General features: G+C 49.4%; 14 protein-coding genes. 9 read left to right on the forward strand and 5 right to left on the reverse strand.

What is annotated here, in order from left to right; genetic code table 11:
• Nucleotides 1-85 precede the first annotated feature (85 nt).
• Genes ACK4FF_RS02975 through ACK4FF_RS03010 form a run of 8 tightly spaced genes read left to right on the forward strand, consistent with a single transcriptional unit; the run spans nt 86 to nt 7,964 of the window.
• The gene (locus ACK4FF_RS02975) at nt 86-1,144 is read left to right on the forward strand and encodes an AI-2E family transporter (RefSeq protein ID WP_409704432.1); all 1,059 of its coding nucleotides are present in this window, start codon (nt 86-88) and stop codon (nt 1,142-1,144) included.
• Nucleotides 1,141-2,319 (forward strand): O-antigen ligase family protein, encoded by a 1,179-nt coding sequence (locus ACK4FF_RS02980; RefSeq protein WP_409704434.1) that lies wholly within the window; start codon nt 1,141-1,143, stop codon nt 2,317-2,319. The genes ACK4FF_RS02975 and ACK4FF_RS02980 overlap by 4 nt, the downstream gene beginning before the upstream one ends.
• Nucleotides 2,316-3,305 (forward strand): GDP-mannose 4,6-dehydratase, encoded by a 990-nt coding sequence (locus tag ACK4FF_RS02985; RefSeq protein WP_409704436.1) that lies wholly within the window; start codon nt 2,316-2,318, stop codon nt 3,303-3,305. Before ACK4FF_RS02980 ends, ACK4FF_RS02985 begins: the two co-directional genes overlap by 4 nt.
• Entirely contained in the window at nt 3,302-4,357 is a 1,056-nt protein-coding gene (locus ACK4FF_RS02990) for a glycosyltransferase family 4 protein (protein WP_409704438.1), read from the forward strand. Before ACK4FF_RS02985 ends, ACK4FF_RS02990 begins: the two co-directional genes overlap by 4 nt.
• A 5-nt stretch (nt 4,358-4,362) precedes the next feature.
• A complete protein-coding gene (locus tag ACK4FF_RS02995) occupies nt 4,363-5,592 on the forward strand; it encodes a glycosyltransferase family 4 protein (protein WP_409704440.1) in 1,230 nt (409 codons plus the stop codon).
• Nucleotides 5,589-6,200 (forward strand): N-acetyltransferase family protein, encoded by a 612-nt coding sequence (locus ACK4FF_RS03000; protein ID WP_409704442.1) that lies wholly within the window; start codon nt 5,589-5,591, stop codon nt 6,198-6,200. The genes ACK4FF_RS02995 and ACK4FF_RS03000 overlap by 4 nt, the downstream gene beginning before the upstream one ends.
• On the forward strand, nt 6,197-7,378 hold the full coding sequence (locus ACK4FF_RS03005; protein WP_409704444.1) for a DegT/DnrJ/EryC1/StrS family aminotransferase: 1,182 nt from the start codon (nt 6,197-6,199) through the stop codon (nt 7,376-7,378). Before ACK4FF_RS03000 ends, ACK4FF_RS03005 begins: the two co-directional genes overlap by 4 nt.
• Nucleotides 7,371-7,964 carry a sugar transferase gene (locus tag ACK4FF_RS03010; protein ID WP_409704446.1) on the forward strand — a complete coding sequence of 198 codons (594 nt, stop codon included), beginning with the start codon at nt 7,371-7,373 and terminating at the stop codon, nt 7,962-7,964. The genes ACK4FF_RS03005 and ACK4FF_RS03010 overlap by 8 nt, the downstream gene beginning before the upstream one ends.
• On the opposite strand, the gene ACK4FF_RS03015 is transcribed toward ACK4FF_RS03010, so the two are convergent.
• Nucleotides 7,911-9,422, reverse strand: coding sequence for a polysaccharide biosynthesis protein (locus tag ACK4FF_RS03015; protein WP_409704448.1), 1,512 nt, complete (start codon nt 9,420-9,422; stop codon nt 7,911-7,913). The two genes, ACK4FF_RS03010 and ACK4FF_RS03015, sit on opposite strands and share 54 nt — an antisense overlap.
• A 496-nt stretch (nt 9,423-9,918) precedes the next feature.
• Here ACK4FF_RS03015 and ACK4FF_RS03020 point away from each other — a divergent pair, with 496 nt between their 5' ends.
• The gene (locus ACK4FF_RS03020; protein ID WP_409704450.1) at nt 9,919-10,755 is read left to right on the forward strand and encodes a hypothetical protein; all 837 of its coding nucleotides are present in this window, start codon (nt 9,919-9,921) and stop codon (nt 10,753-10,755) included.
• On the opposite strand, the gene ACK4FF_RS03025 is transcribed toward ACK4FF_RS03020, so the two are convergent.
• From ACK4FF_RS03025 to ACK4FF_RS03040, 4 genes are all read right to left on the reverse strand, one after another.
• Nucleotides 10,718-12,010, reverse strand: a complete 1,293-nt coding sequence (locus tag ACK4FF_RS03025) for a flippase (protein WP_409704452.1) — start codon at nt 12,008-12,010, stop codon at nt 10,718-10,720. The two genes, ACK4FF_RS03020 and ACK4FF_RS03025, sit on opposite strands and share 38 nt — an antisense overlap.
• Nucleotides 12,007-12,954: a glycosyltransferase family 2 protein gene (locus tag ACK4FF_RS03030; protein WP_409704454.1), complete on the reverse strand. Its 948-nt coding sequence runs from the start codon at nt 12,952-12,954 to the stop codon at nt 12,007-12,009. Before ACK4FF_RS03030 ends, ACK4FF_RS03025 begins: the two co-directional genes overlap by 4 nt.
• A gap of 227 nt (nt 12,955-13,181) precedes the next feature.
• Nucleotides 13,182-14,174 (reverse strand): IS5 family transposase, encoded by a 993-nt coding sequence (locus ACK4FF_RS03035; RefSeq protein WP_409704456.1) that lies wholly within the window; start codon nt 14,172-14,174, stop codon nt 13,182-13,184.
• Between the two features lie 96 nt (nt 14,175-14,270).
• Complete coding sequence (locus ACK4FF_RS03040; protein ID WP_409704458.1) at nt 14,271-15,206, reverse strand: UDP-glucuronic acid decarboxylase family protein; 936 nt, start codon at nt 15,204-15,206, stop codon at nt 14,271-14,273.
• Nucleotides 15,207-15,244 lie beyond the last annotated feature (38 nt).

The following is a 15,244-nucleotide window of genomic DNA, read 5'->3' on the forward strand; positions in this document are numbered from 1 at the left end:
TTGGGGCGGTGACGGACAGGCAAGTGGGATAGAATCTTTCCTCAATTGCACGGTCACACACGGGTCCGGTCCGTCATATGTCTGCATGAACAAACCCAACACTGCCCTGGCCTTGCGCTGGGAATACGCCTGCGTGGCGGCCATCATTGCCCTTTGGGCATTCATCATGATCTCCAAGATCGGGGTGGGGCTTATTGCGGGCTTGGCCATTTTTTCCATGACCCGCTTTGCGCGCCGGTCTTTCCAGCGCCTGTTTGGCGACCCCCCGGTGCAACGTGACAAGGTGGCCTTGCGCTGGGCCTTGGCATTTCTGCCCACCCTGCTCACCACCATGGTGGTGGTGCTGGGGGTCACGCTTCTTGTGTTGGGTTTCGGGGCAGCCTTGCGGTTCGTGTTTGAAAGCGTCAGCACCCAGGGCCCCCAATTGATTGAGGAGGCCATACGCAGCATCAACACCGTGGCGGGTAGCCTGCCACCCGAAATTCGGGACAAAATCCCAGGCAACTCTCAGGAGTTTTTCGAGATGTTGCGCCACGCCACGGGCGACATTATGGGCTACGCCCGCAACTTCGGCGGCGCCAGTTTTTTCATCTTTTTGCAGTTGGTGTTCGCCCTCATTCTCGGCGTGTCCGCAGCGCTGATGACCGCTGCACCCGAAGGCAAGCCCCTGGCCCGTACCTGGATGGAGGTGATGGAGCGATACGTGCGCTGCTTCACCCTGCTGATGGGCGCGCAGGTGTACGTCAGTATCTGGAACACCTTATGTACCGCGGTGTTCATCTACGGCATTCTGCCGTCCTTCGACGTGGTGCTGCCGTTTCGCGAACTGCTGCTGATGTTCACGGCCATTGCCAGCCTGATTCCCGCTGCGGGCAACATCATGGCCAACACGCTCATTCTGGTGCTTACCATCCGGTTTGGTGTCTTTGTCGCCTTGGGGTCGGTCATCTACCTGTTTGTGATCCACAAACTGGAATACTTCGTCAACGGCTACATCATCGGCCGCAATGTGCAGGCCAGCGTGCCTGAAATGCTCATCGCCATCATTCTGGGCGAAGTAGCCTTTGGCCTGCCCGGGTTGATTACTGCGCCCGTGACCTATGCGTTTTTGAAAATGCACTGGCAGAAGTGGGGGTGGGTGTGAGTCTGTCCCAGTTTAAAAATCCGGCACTTTACCTGGCTCTTTCAGCATTTTTCCTGCCCATCAAGCCTGCACCGGTAAATCTTTTTCTTGTGGCCGCATTAATCACATTGCTACTGCAAAGCGAGGTGCTTCAGCGCCTCAAGTATGCTTTACTTCATCCCATAAGCCTATCCGCCTTTGCGTTGTTGGCCTACTTGTTGTTGACCATAGCATGGCCGGAAAGCACTTGGGAGGAGGCTCAAGGCTACATCAGCAAGTATGCGCGTTTTGCTTTATTGCCATTCATTGCTCTTATGGCTTCTCGTGATGAAGACCGTATCGCTGTTTTTGACGCCTTCTCACTGGGTGTTGCAGTCAGTGTGGCAGCTAGTATCGCATTGCAGCTGGGTTGGTTGCCTGGCGAAGGTTCCACTTATTTCAAGATGTATCTCACTCACAATTTCTTCATTGTCATGGCAGCGGCCTACGCTGTATGGCGTATTGAGCGATCTTGGGGGCTGTGGCCGGTCGGAGTCAGAGTATCGTTTCTCGCTTTATGTGCTGTTTGCTTCTATAACTTCCTGTTTATGGTGGAAGGGCGTTCGGGCTGGGTAGCTATGGCCTGTATTCCGTTGGTATTGGCTGCACGTCGAACTGGTTTCAAAGGCGTGCTGGGCACAGTCCTCGTGTTGGCTGCTCTGTCATGGGCTTTGTACGAATGGGTTCCGTTTGTTCATGCTCGAATCGGTTCTGCCATTCTTGAAGCCCAGCAATTCATGAACGGCCAAGCTGTGTCGGTCGATACCAGCAATGGCCGTCGGCTCAATTTCTGGATGTGTTCCTTAGAGGCTATACAGGCTGCGCCGTGGTTCGGTCACGGCATGGGTGGGTTTGGCCCCGCCATTGAACCATGTGCTCAGCGTGTTGGGCTGTGGGTGTTCGATAACCCCCACAATCAGTACCTATTGTTTGCTGTTCAGGGCGGCCTTATGGCCTTGTTGTTGTATGCGGTGTTTGCATTCAACGTAGCCCGAGCAGGCAGCCCACACAAAACCACCTTGCTGTGCATATTGGTGGCTTACCTAGTGCTCAACGGTTTGAATTCATTCCATTACGATTTTGCAGAAGGCGTATTTTTCTTGTATGCGATTGGGTTGATGGCATTTGCTGATTTGAACAAGGAATCGAAAACTTGAATACCAAAACGGCCTTGATACTGGGCGTCACCGGACAGGACGGTGCCTATCTCGCCCATTACCTGTTGTCCAAAGGTTATCGGGTCGTTGGCGCCTCTCGCGATGCTCAAGTGGCCAATCTGAAGAATCTGCATACCCTGTCTATTGAATCGCAAGTGGAAATGGCATCCGTGTCCATTTCGGATTTTCGGAGTGTCTATCAATTATTGCTACGCGTTCAACCCGATGAGGTGTACAACCTCGCAGGTCAGACCTCAGTTGGTTTGTCGTTTGAACAGCCCGTAGAGACTTTAGAAAGTATCTCTGTGGGTACATTGAATTTGCTGGAAGCGATTCGTTTTACCGACCGCCCTATCCGTTTTTATAGTGCAGGGTCTAGCGAGGTATTTGGGGACACCAATGGGGCACCAGCCAATGAGAACACCCCTTTTCGCCCGCGCAGCCCATATGCCACTGCCAAGGCTGCTGCACATTGGCAAGTTGCCAACTATCGAGAGGCTTACGGTTTAAATGCTTGCACCGGTATCTTGTTCAACCATGAAAGTCCTTTGCGTCCTGCTCGCTTTGTGACGCAAAAAATTGTGGCAGGTGCGGTCATGATTTCAGAAACAAAGCAGGGTCGCTTAAAGCTCGGCAATATCGATATTTCAAGAGATTGGGGATGGGCCCCAGACTACGTTCAAGCAATGTGGCTAATGTTGCAGCAGTCACAGCAGGATGACTATGTCATCGCTACAGGACGAACCGTATCTCTAAAGTACTTTATCGAGTTGGCATTCAGGGCGGTTGGACTTGATTGGCACGAGTGGGTGGATTCTGATCCTGGGCTGTTCAGACCCTCCGATCTGACCGAGGGCAGGGCTGACCCGAGTAAAGCCAAAATCCACTTGGGTTGGCAATCCACTATTCAGATCGAGGAAATCGTGGAGCGTATGGTTCAGGCTCAACTTGGAGACTTCCCTCCAGCAGGTGGAAGTAGGCCATGATCGCGTTTGATGGAATTGTTTTTTCGCTACAGCGTTATGGGGGCATTTCTGTATATTTCAACGCCTTGATGTCTGAGGTTGCAGCTAGGCACGAACCATTCAAACTCTTGTTGCCCAATAAAAACCTGATTGGCAAACCTGCGGTGGGATTGCAGTCGCATTATTCGTACTACCCGCCCAGATGGCTGGAACGTTATCGAGATGTTGAGATTGATGATAGTTTATTTCACTCCTCGTATTACAGGCTTCCCAAGCAGCGTCACACAAAGTCAGTAGTCACGGTGTATGACTTCACCTACGAGCGGTATTTTTCGTATAAGCAAAAGATTGTGCATTCATGGCAAAAGTTTCGTGCCGTTCGGGCTGCGGATGTAGTTCTGTGTATTTCCAATAGCACTCGGCGCGACTTGTTGGCCTATCTTCCTGATGTCAATCCCGCCAAGGTTAAAGTGACTCATTTGGCGGCCAATCCAGTCTTTTTTGACCTCTGTGCTACTGCAGTCGACTTACCAGTCAATCGAGCGGCGCTGTCAGACGGATTTATCTTGTTCGTAGGGGCTAGGTCAACTTACAAAAACTTTATGCCGGTAGTTCATGCGCTGGCGGACTCACACCTTCACTTGGTCTGTGTCGGTGGTGGCGCATTCACCGATCAAGAAATGCAGGTTTGCGAACAGCGATTACACGGACGCTATCATCATCTGCCATGGGCGGATGAGCAAGTGCTCCGCCAGTTGTATCGTTCGGCCGTCTGTTTTGTTTTTCCTTCCTTGTACGAAGGTTTTGGTATCCCGGTGGTGGAGGCCATGGCATCGGGCTGCCCAGTGATTGCCAGTAACGTGTCGTCAATTCCTGAAGTGGCTGGAAAAGCAGGAATTCTGCTCAACGAGGTATCTGCCGATTCGCTGCGCAAGGCGATAGAGCAAGTTCAATCGCCCAGCCAACGTCTCGATATGGTTGAACTTGGAAAGCTTCAAGCCGCGCAATTCACATGGACCCGTTGCGCTGAGGCCACCTTGGATACATATCGGTCGATCGGTGCCTGCAGGTAAGCCATATGTTAACTGCTGATCACAAGCGGGTGCTTATCCTGTCCCAATGGTTTCCACCCGAGCATGCCCCCATCGGCTACATGCTTAAGGAGTTGGCGGAGCATCTCGCCGGGCAAGGGTTCCATCTTGAGGTAGTGACTGGCTTTCCCAACCATCCCACTGGGCGGGTTCAGTCGCCCTATGTTAAGAAGTGGCGATTGGTTGAGAAGCTCAACAACATCACGATCACGCGTTTGTGGTTGTTCACGTCCGAGCGGCGCAGCTTGATCACCCGGGCGCTCAATTTTCTGTCATTTGTCCTTCGGTCATTCCTGTATCTGCTGACCTGCCCAAAACCTGATCTGGTGTTTGCAGTATTGCAGCCTTTGCCCGTGGGCGTCATGCTGTTGTTGGTCGCTAAGCTGCGCGGGTTCAAGGTGGTGTTCAATGTTCAAGACCTTCACCCCGATGTCATGGTCGACCTCGGCCTCATTCGCAATACAGCACTGATTGCACTGCTCAGATGGATGGAGCGCAAGGCTTATGCCCGTGCAGACGCGCTGGCTGTCATTTGCGAGGGTTTCAAGCAGCATGTACGTGGTCAAGGGGCTATTCGGCCTGTGGCGGTTATCCCCAACTGGATTGATGTGGATGAAGTTCATCCCGACCCAGCAGCCGGTGCGGTGTTTTTAACCGCACAAGGCCTTGACCCCGCAAAACCTGTGGTGCTGTATGCGGGCACCATCGGCCATGTGTCCGGTGCTCAGGTCGTGATCGAAGCTGCCCGGCAGTTACCCAACATCCAGTGGTTGTTTGTGGGTGAAGGTCCTGTCTTGTCGGGTCTGAGAGATCAGGCTCACGGCATGAGCCACATCCATTTTTTACCCTTTCAGCCACGCCAACAACTCAACGCGGTGCAAAACTGCGCCACCCTGTCGTTGGTCAGTTTGTTGCCTGGCAAGGGCACCTATTCAGTGCCCAGCAAAGTATTGGGTTACATGGCGGCTGGCAAACCGGTGCTGGCCAGTGTGGATGCCGGTAGCGAAACAGCCCACCTGGTGAACAGCGCTGGTTGTGGGTGGGTTGTTCCAGCAGGTGATGCAACCGCTTTGGCCGACGCTGTACAAGCGCTGCTGAATGACCCGGTTGCTGCGCAAACAATGGGCCAGAAAGGCCGTGTCCACCTGGAAAGCCGCTACACCCGGAGCGCTGTTTGCACCCAGTACGAAAACCTGTTCCGGCAAACATTGTCATGATCACCATTCGTACTGCCAATCCCGAAGACGTTCCTGCCATTGTAGATGTGCACATTCAAGCCTTCCCGGGATTTTTCCTCACATTGATGGGGCGACCATTTTTGCGCTTGCTGTACCACGGTTTCATGCAATCCAGGCAGGGCATGGTTCATGTAGCGGTTAATGGGCAGGGGCATGTTGTGGGGTTTGTGGCTGGCACATCGCAACCGCAGGGTTTTTTCACGCAGTTGCTCGTCAAGCAGTGGTTTCGTTTTGGTTTGGCTGCCGTGTGGCCGCTGCTCCGAAGACCTTCGCTGGTGGGTATCAAATTGTGGTCTGCCCTGTTTTACCGTGGAGAAAGCCTCCCCGACCTTCCGAATGCGGCCCTGCTTAGCAGCCTGGGGGTGCATCCGCAGGCCCACCGGCAAGGTTTGGGGCGCCAGTTGGTGGCTGCTTTTGTGGCATGGTCCGTACGGCAAGGTTGTCCGGCGGTGTATCTCACCACCGATCAAAGTAACAACACCAAAGCCAATGCTTTTTATCTGGAGTGCGGCTTCCAGTTGGCGGGTACCTGCAAACGGCCACCTAACCGTATACTTAATCGATACTTACTTCGAATCCAGCCATGAGTGCTTTGCCCTTTTTGCCCTTTGCCTTGCCTGAAATCGGCGAAGAAGAAATTCAGGAGGTGGCCACCTGCCTGCGGTCTGGTTGGTTAACCACAGGGCCCAAAACACGTCAGTTTGAGCAAGACTTTGAAGCCGTTCTCAATACGATGAACCCAGAGTTACCGCCGGTGCAGGCCATTGCTGTGAACTCTGCCACAGCGGGTTTACATCTCGCCCTAGAGGCGTTGGGTGTTGGACCAGGCGATGAGGTGATCGTACCCACGCATACCTTTACGGCCACAGCCGAAGTGGTGCGGTACATGGGCGCTGATGTGGTCTTGGTCGATGTTTTACCCGGCAGTCTCAACATCGATCTGCAAGCAGCGCGCAAAGCCATTACTCCGCGCACCAAGGCCATCATGCCTGTACACTACGCGGGCTTGGCAGTTGACATGCCTGCGCTGTTGGCATTCGCTCAAGAGTTCAATCTCAAAGTGGTGGAAGACGCAGCCCATGCGTTTCCCACCATGCACAACGGTGTGGCCGTTGGGAAATTCCAAAGTGATGCCGCGGTGTTCAGCTTTTATGCTAACAAAACCATGACCACCGGCGAAGGCGGCATGGTGGTGTCCCGCCATCCAGAGCTGATTGCCCGTGCAAAAACCATGCGCTTGCACGGCATCAATCGGGATGTATTTGATCGCTTTACCGCTAAAACGCCGAGCTGGTATTACGAAGTGGTGGCACCAGGTTTTAAATACAACCTGACCGATATTGCCTCCGCCATTGGTATTCACCAGCTCAAAAAGTCCAGTCAGTTTCAGGAACGGCGCGAGGCCATTGCCAATCGATACTCCGAGGCATTGGCTGACCTGCCGCTGGTATTGCCAGAACATGCGGGCCCCAATGGTCTGCATGCCTGGCACCTTTATGTAGTGCGCCTTTCAGACTACACCTCCAAAACCCGCGACGAGGTGGTCGAGGCTTTGTATGCTGAGGGTATTGGCTGCAGCGTGCACTATATCCCTCTGCATTTGCAGCCCTATTGGCGCGACCGTTATTCGCTCCAAGCCAGCGATTTCCCAGTCAGCCAAAAAGCCTATGAGCGCATGCTGTCCATACCCTTGTATTCCAAAATGACGGATGCGGATGTCGAGCGAGTAATCGCAGCAATGCGCGTGGTGTTTGCCGATGCTTAAGCGCCTGTTTGACATCGCCGCCAGTTTGGCTGGTTTGGTCGTGTTGTCGCCCGTGCTGGTTGTTATTGCGGTGCTCATCAAGTGCGATTCGCCGGGCCCGGTCTTTTTCCGCCAGGAACGGATCGGGCGTGGTGGCGTGCCGTTTCGTATTCACAAGTTTCGAACCATGACTGTGCAGGCACCCAGTTTGGGTCCGCAAATCACCATCGGAAACGACAGTCGAATTACCCGCATTGGCGGGTTTCTTCGCCATTACAAGCTCGATGAATTGCCGCAATTGCTGGACGTATTGTTGGGCAGCATGAGCATTGTCGGCCCAAGGCCAGAGGTGCCCAAGTATGTAGCACTTTACCCTGCCGACATTAAACAAACAGTGCTGTCTGTTCGCCCTGGTATCACCGATCTAGCTTCGATTGAGTACCGCAGTGAAAGTGAACTTCTGGGCAAAAGCAGCAACCCGGAACACACCTACATTCATGAGGTGATGCCGGCCAAACTGAAGTACTGTGTACAGTATGTTGAGCAACAAAGTTTAATGCTCGACATCCGCATTATTCTCCGAACTTTTTTGGCCATTTTGAAGTAGGGCATTGTGGGTGTCTGCCTCGGGCTGATACCCATCCACCAAGCGCAGCAGCAACTGTTTCAATGCGGGCACATCACGGCTCTCCATGATGTGCTGTAACGTGGTCACCTCTTGTTCAACAGCCTCGTCTGTCAGGTGGGCCTCGTGGGCTTTCATGATTTTCGGATGGTCCGTGGGCTGGGGGTTGTGTCCGATCAACAATTCCTCGTACAGCTTTTCGCCCGGGCGCAGGCCGGTCACCTTGATTTCAATGTCGCCCTCGGGCTGCGCATCCGTCTTTGGGGTGTAGCCCGCCAGTTTAATCATTCGAATGGCCAAGTCCACAATGCGAATAGGCTCGCCCATGTGTAGCACAAATACTTCACCGCCTTGGGCCATGGCCCCAGCCTGAATTACAAGCTGAGCCGCTTCCGGAATGGTCATGAAATAGCGTGTTACTTCCGGATGGGTAATGGTGACCGGCCCCAGCTTGGCAATTTGCTGCCGGAACAGGGGCACCACAGAGCCACTGGAGCCCAGCACATTTCCAAACCGCACCATGCAAAACCGAGTCGTTACATGGGGTTTGGCCGCAAGCGCCTGCAAGGCCAATTCAGCCAGTCGTTTGCTGGCCCCCATGATGTTGGTGGGGCGCACGGCTTTGTCGGTGCTGATGAGCACAAAGTCAGCCACGCCCGTTTCGGCGGCCACTTGTGCGGTAATGCGTGTACCCAAAAAATTGTTGCGTACGCCCTCAAACGGGTTCAACTCCACCAAGGGCACATGCTTGTAGGCCGCCGCATGGTACACCGTGTGTGGCCGCACAGCAGCAAACACCTCTCGCAGCCGTTTGGCATCCCGCACATCGCCCAAAATTGGCGACAGTTCGACCCCTTGGTAAAAGCTGTTCACCCGCTGTTCCAGCTCGTGGTGAATGCTGTACAAGGCAAACTCGTTGTTTTCCAGCAGCACCAAGCGGTTGGGGCGGGTGGCCAGCACCTGCCGACACAATTCCGAGCCAATGCTGCCGCCCGCACCGGTCACCACCACCACCTTGCCGTGGTTTTTGCGGTTCAACAATTCCACGTTGGGTGGCACATGTCCGCGGCCCAGCAGGTCATCAATGTCCAGTTCGCGAATGGAGGCATGCTGGTCGCCCAGAGTTAGACCTGCTGTTTGGATGTGTACCGGCAAGCCCTGGCACTGCTCAATAATTTGTTTTCGTTTGCCCTCCGAGCCTGCTCCCAGTGCAATCACTAGGTCCGACACCTCGTAATTCACAATCACGTCCCGCAACTGCGCACTGGAAAATACCCGGTGACCCAGCATGTTACGGCCTACCAGTTGTGGGTCATCGTCCACAAAGCCCAGTTGCAGGTACTCCGGCGACGCTTTCAGGGCTTCGGACAGGCGTATGGCTTCATCGCCGGCACCCACAATCAGCAAACGCCGACGCAATAGGCGCAGGCGTGGATCCAACTCAGCAGAGCGAAGCCAGAAACGCGCAAATGTACGGGAAAGAACAATAAAGGCTATCAAAACTAGCGCCTGGAGTACACCCAGTGAGCGCGGGATTGGCTCGATGTGAAATAAAACCAAAAGAGTTGTGTAGATAAATGAATAGCAGATTCCCGCCTTTGCTATATTAAACAGTGTGGACAAATCTGTGTACCTAAAAATGGCGCGATACAGTCCGAAACGAATAAAGATGGGCAAGGCTAAAATTGGACCAAAAATATAAGGGAGCCATTCAATTCCAGATGGCGTGTGTATGGAATCAATTCTAATGCAGTAGGCTATCCAGGTGGATAGCAGTCCAAGGAATAAATCCGTGGTCGCTGCTATGCTCTGTTTTTTGCGCAACGTAAGTCTGGTAAGCGATTTAGGATTCATATTGTTTTCAGAAAAGGTGTCTGTGATTTAAGTTCGATATTACAGCAATTATTTGTAATTATACTAATTGATTATTTAAGCTATGAAAAATAAAAAAATTGGATTATTCTTGGTGCATAATTATAATAAAGACAGAGACTCTTTCGACAAGAGCCGTCAAGATTTTGATGAATTGGTTGGCGGCCTGAGTTCGGAGATGGTTTATGGTCAGTATGGTTGGCAACCGGAGGTGGCACCATTATCGAGATGGCGATTTTTTTGTAGAACGGTGCGATATATTGCTCTGCAAGTGTCTTGGAGTGGATATTTGAGTGACCGCAGGTCTAAGCTTCGAATAATTCTGTCGTTTGTTCCTACGCTTTTTAAATCTTTAGGTTTATCAAAAAGCGGGTCAAGTTTAAGAAAAAGAGCTTGTATTGAAGGTTTTGTGACGGATAAACATATTCGTTGCTGGAGCAGGGCTTTAGAAGAAAAATGTAGTTTGGCAATCATTTTTGAGGATGATGCAATAATTGATAGGAGTTCTTTGATTAACCTCGTTAGGGTTTTGAGTAGTAAGATTATCGACTTTCAGGACGCGTTATACGTTGACTTGGCGGGTGGCTTTCCTTTGGAGAAGGTGAGTGGGGGTTTGCTAAAAAATAATGAAAAGCTGCCCGCTGATTGGATTCACCTGGTACGTCCCATAACGAATACTGCTTGCGTGTATGCAGTTAACGATAAACTTATCGAGTATTTTTTGAGCCGTGCTCTTTCGAGTCCAGCTATGCGAGAGTTGCCAATAGACTGGTTTATGAATAACATTTTTCTAAGGTCGGAAAAGGAAGGCTTCAAGGTAAGTTGCTTCCATGCATTTCCGTCGGTTTTTGAGCACGGGAGTTTTACTGGTAAATATCCTTCTTGGGGGGCTGTCCTTTGATTCGGTATTGGAATCCGAGCTGAGCTAAAAAAACATTTTTATTTATTACCGCATTGATTAGAATCGCGGCGATTAACTGTGAAATTAGCGCGCTAATCGCTGCTCCTGACAGTCCATATCTGGGAATTAAAATAACTCCAAGCAAGAAAGAGGTCGTTGCACCCAAAGTAGTCTTTATCAATGCTAATACCCCATTTCTTTCCATGACTATCAGCATTTGATTTGCTGACCCAAGGAACATTGGGAGTGCGATAAGGGCATAGATTTTTAGTATTTCAATACAGGTTGCATACGTGTCTCCGTAGAGCGTCGTAATGATAAAGCTGGAGGATATATAAATAGTAAATGAGCTTGCTAGTCCTATGAAAAGATATGCTCTAAAAATGATGGTTATTCGCCTGCAGTATTCAATTGAATTTACGCTAAGTCGAGCTAGGCGAGGGGAGATAATTGTGTTAAGGACCACTGCTAATGTTCCAAATGCCGTGACTATTGGTGTTAATGCGCTATAATAGCCGAGCTGAGTCGAGTCAAGATATTTAATGATAAGAAAGTGATCTAGTCGCATATAGGCGGCTATTGCGAGTCCGCTAATCGCGTAAGGTAGGGCCTCCTTTATTTGATGGATTGCTGTTCTAATGTTTGGTTGAAAATTAGTGTCGCGCTCTGTGAATTTATAGACGCTGTAGAGTACTAGGGATGCTGTTGCGAACTCAATAGAGACCAGTATGGCTAAAGTTATAAGTGAGCATTCATTTGAGATGAAGTATATTTTTACAATGCTTAGAGCCATCACCGAAACATTTTTGCTTATAACCGTATTTTTATTCTTGTTGTTAGCTTGAAACCAAAGGTCTACTGTCTCTAATGGAAAGATTAATACGCTTATAGCAACAATAATAGCTATTGTTTCGTCCGGGTGTGAGTCTATTGCATATTGAGCGTATGCAATCAACATGACGCCAAAAATAAGAGCAATGGTAAATCGCGTCACAAAAACATTACTAAGAACCTCATTTTTTCTTTCGGGCCTTCTACTTAATTCTAGCACTGTGGGGCCGTCAAAGCCAAAACTTACTATCGTTTGAAGAATTAATAGGGACGATAGACCGTATGCAAGTTTGCCATACTGTGCAGGACCAATTTCCCTAGCGATCCAGGCGTTCAAGAAGATTGCGACAAGGATTTTCAGTCCTCTGTCTATAAGAAGCCAAGATCCGTCCGAAATGATGTGCTTTAGAGTAGGTTTTTTCATTTAAATTTATTCAATTGATCTCTCAATCTCCTTGCTATTGAGTAAATTTTTGGAAATCTTCTTAGATAAATAAGGAGGGTCGATATAAATCCGATTTTTAAAACTTTTTTGTAGATTATATTTTGGTATTTATGATCAAAAGCTATTGCTGGTGGATGTTTCTCAATTGATGTATATTTATGATCTGGGTTGAAGCTAATATAATCTGGTTTGCATCCTGAGGTGTTCGTTGAGTTAATTCCAAATCCGATGTTGTCTACAAGGGATTTTTTTGGAACGATTGAAAGACCGTCATTTTTAAAGTGGGCGAATTGCCACTGATGATCCCATGTTGGAATCAGGTTGAGTTCGGTACATTCGAATACCTGTTTCCAATAAATCTTTTCTTTCGGTTTTAATTTACTGGCGTTGAGCCATTCTCTCCAATTCTTTAATGAGACGTCATAGAGTGACCATGCTCTTCTCCAACTAGCCCAACCCCAAACGTGTACTGTTCTTGAGAAAAGGTAGTCGTCATCTGGTTGGTAGTAAACTTCTGTTAAGTTCATTCCAGAAATTGATAGCACAGAGTCGCAGTGTTTGTACTCGGAAAGCATTTCATCGCAAAATTTAAAAAATGAAATGCTGGGTATGGTGTCATCTTCTAAGATAATTCCTTGCTCTTCATGAGAGAAAAACCAATCTATTGCTGATGATACGGCTCCTTTGCAGCCTCTGTTTTCTGATAAATAGCGTTGATGTACTTCGCAGTCCCAGTCTACTGTATTAAGAATATTTTTGACTTCAGCAATTTTGTTTTCATCATCATTGTGGCTGCTTCTTTTTCCATCGCAGGAAATGTATAACTTTTTGGGTTTTACATTTCTTATCGACTCTAAGGCTATTTTGGTGAACTCGGGTCTATTAAATACAATTAGTAGAACTGGGTTTTTTGTTTCATACATTTTGATCATCCGAGGTGATGGGTGATTGGGTGCGCAAACTTGTTAAAATACACTTAAGCTTCTCTGCGGCGCCTAAGCATGTGTTGAAGAATTTATGATTCGCAGTGGTTAAAAGTGCAGCTTTCTGTTTATGAGCTTTCAGACTATAGTTTCGCGGAGTTAAGCTAGAAACAGCCGTTTTTTTCATTTTTGTTGCTTTTTGAGTCAAGCTTTTACACACTTTGGGCTCAACAAGCTACACCTTGGGCATGAAGAGCGCATTTTCTTTTGTTGGTGATCAGTAGATTGGCAATGGCAAACAGCATGTACGGCTGGGCCGTGTTCTTTGCCAGACCTATGTATCGGATCTTCTTCAAACCAAAAATGTTTTTGATGTAATGGAACGGATGCTCTAAGCTGACCCTTATTGAGAATTTCATCCGCTCCAGTAAGCAGGTGACTTGGTCTACACATTTCTTGCCTGTGGTCTTGCGCTTGCTCGGCCGTATGCCCGCACACCATGTTGCGTTCGAGTTGGTGTTTACTTGTGTGGGTTTTTCAATGCCGTGGTAACTTGTATCGGCAAACTCTAGCTTCTCTTCCCCGTGCAACAGGCCAAGGCCTTTGGTGATGTTGGCCGTGTTGGCGGATTTTGTTTGCAATGTATGAACTGCCCCATTGCGGGCGTCCACGTTGATGTGGGCTTTCATTCCAAAGTGCCACTCATTGCTCCTTTTGGTCTGATGCATCTCAGGGTCGCGCTCTTTATCCCTGTCCTTGCTCAAAGAGGCAGCAAGGATAATGGTGCCATCGACCACCGCGCCATCTTTGGAAATCGAACCCTGCATGTTCAGAAGGTTGGCGATGGTGGCAAACACTTGTTTGGTCAACTGGTTGTCTTCAAGCAAGCAGCGAAACTTCATCAAATTCGTGGCATCGGGCGTTTCTTTCGCGCTCAAAGCAATGCCTCCACAATTGCGTATGACCATGCACTCGTGGATCGCATCCTCAATGCCTTCATCGGGAAGATCAAAGCACTGCTGGGCTATATACATTCGAAGCATCGTGTATATACTGCGAGGCGGACGCCCAAGGCTTGTGGACTTGGGATAGTGCGGCTCAAGCTCGACAATGAACTCTTCCCACAGGGTAATGCGCTCGATCTCCGCAAGGAATCGATCACGCTGAGTCTTAAGTTTTTTGCCGCTGTATTTGGCTTTGGAGAAAGAGCGGTGCCTCATGGATACTGGAAGTTATGACAACTACTCTAGTTTACTCATCTCCACAAAATCCGAAGAACTCAGCGAAATAAATCAATATTGCCCTAGATAAAATCTTCATATCACACCTTTAAAATACTCAATTGTTTTCTGTAGGCCGTCCTCAAGTTTCACCGTCGGTTCCCAGTCTAGCTTTTCTTTCGCTAGTTCAATATTTGGCTTCCTTTGCTTGGGGTCGTCCTGTGGTAAATTTTTGAACGTGACTTTACTCTTAGAGTCTGTTAACTCAATGATCTTGTTGGCAAGTTCGATCATTGTAAACTCACAAGGATTGCCGAGATTTACTGGGCCTATGAATTCTGGATCGGTATTCATTAGTCGAACAAATCCATTAATTAAGTCGTCAACGTAACAGAAGCTGCGTGTCTGGCGTCCATCTCCGAAAATGGTTATGTCTTTTCCTTGTAGGGCTTGCACGATGAAATTGCTCACAACTCGCCCATCGTTGGGGTGCATTCGTGGCCCATATGTATTAAAAATCCTAGCAACCTTAATCTCTAGGTGATGTTGTCGATGATAGTCAAAGAATAGTGTCTCGGCACAACGTTTGCCTTCGTCGTAACAACTCCGTATGCCAATCGGGTTCACGCGTCCCCAGTAGCTTTCGGGTTGCGGATGCACTTCAGGGTCGCCATAGACCTCGCTGGTACTGGCTTGGAGAATCTTGGCCTTAACACGCTTTGCTAACCCCAGCATGTTGATGGCACCGTGTACGCTGGTTTTCGTTGTTTGTACAGGGTCATACTGGTAATGCACAGGGCTGGCTGGACAGGCTAAGTTGTAAATCTCATCTACCTCTATATACAGCGGAAATGTCACGTCGTGTCGGATCAATTCGAAGGACGGGTTCCGAAGCAAATGTGTAATATTTTTTTTGCTGCCGGTGAAGTAGTTGTCCACACAAACTACTTCATGGCCATCAGTTAAAAGGCGTTCGCACAAGTGCGATCCGAGGAAGCCCGCGCCTCCAGTCACAAGGATTCGTTTTATCATGCTGTAGTTTGCTCTATGTGTTGTCGTTGTCGTTGTAG

This window comes from Limnobacter sp. (genome assembly GCF_046297615.1).
In the GTDB taxonomy this organism is placed as follows: Bacteria; Pseudomonadota; Gammaproteobacteria; order Burkholderiales; family Burkholderiaceae_B; genus Limnobacter.

What these genes read in the sequence shown, in the direction of transcription:
- ACK4FF_RS03030 (WP_409704454.1), bottom strand. Translation starts at nt 12,954, where the DNA reads ATGTATGAAACAAAAAACCCAGTTCTACTAATTGTATTTAATAGACCC.
- ACK4FF_RS03040 (WP_409704458.1), bottom strand. Translation starts at nt 15,206, where the DNA reads ATGATAAAACGAATCCTTGTGACTGGAGGCGCGGGCTTCCTCGGATCG.
- ACK4FF_RS03020 (WP_409704450.1), top strand. Translation starts at nt 9,919, where the DNA reads ATGAAAAATAAAAAAATTGGATTATTCTTGGTGCATAATTATAATAAA.
- ACK4FF_RS02990 (WP_409704438.1), top strand. Translation starts at nt 3,302, where the DNA reads ATGATCGCGTTTGATGGAATTGTTTTTTCGCTACAGCGTTATGGGGGC.
- ACK4FF_RS02975 (WP_409704432.1), top strand. Translation starts at nt 86, where the DNA reads ATGAACAAACCCAACACTGCCCTGGCCTTGCGCTGGGAATACGCCTGC.
- ACK4FF_RS03010 (WP_409704446.1), top strand. Translation starts at nt 7,371, where the DNA reads ATGCTTAAGCGCCTGTTTGACATCGCCGCCAGTTTGGCTGGTTTGGTC.
- ACK4FF_RS02995 (WP_409704440.1), top strand. Translation starts at nt 4,363, where the DNA reads ATGTTAACTGCTGATCACAAGCGGGTGCTTATCCTGTCCCAATGGTTT.
- ACK4FF_RS03025 (WP_409704452.1), bottom strand. Translation starts at nt 12,010, where the DNA reads ATGAAAAAACCTACTCTAAAGCACATCATTTCGGACGGATCTTGGCTT.
- ACK4FF_RS03035 (WP_409704456.1), bottom strand. Translation starts at nt 14,174, where the DNA reads ATGAGGCACCGCTCTTTCTCCAAAGCCAAATACAGCGGCAAAAAACTT.
- ACK4FF_RS03005 (WP_409704444.1), top strand. Translation starts at nt 6,197, where the DNA reads ATGAGTGCTTTGCCCTTTTTGCCCTTTGCCTTGCCTGAAATCGGCGAA.
- ACK4FF_RS03000 (WP_409704442.1), top strand. Translation starts at nt 5,589, where the DNA reads ATGATCACCATTCGTACTGCCAATCCCGAAGACGTTCCTGCCATTGTA.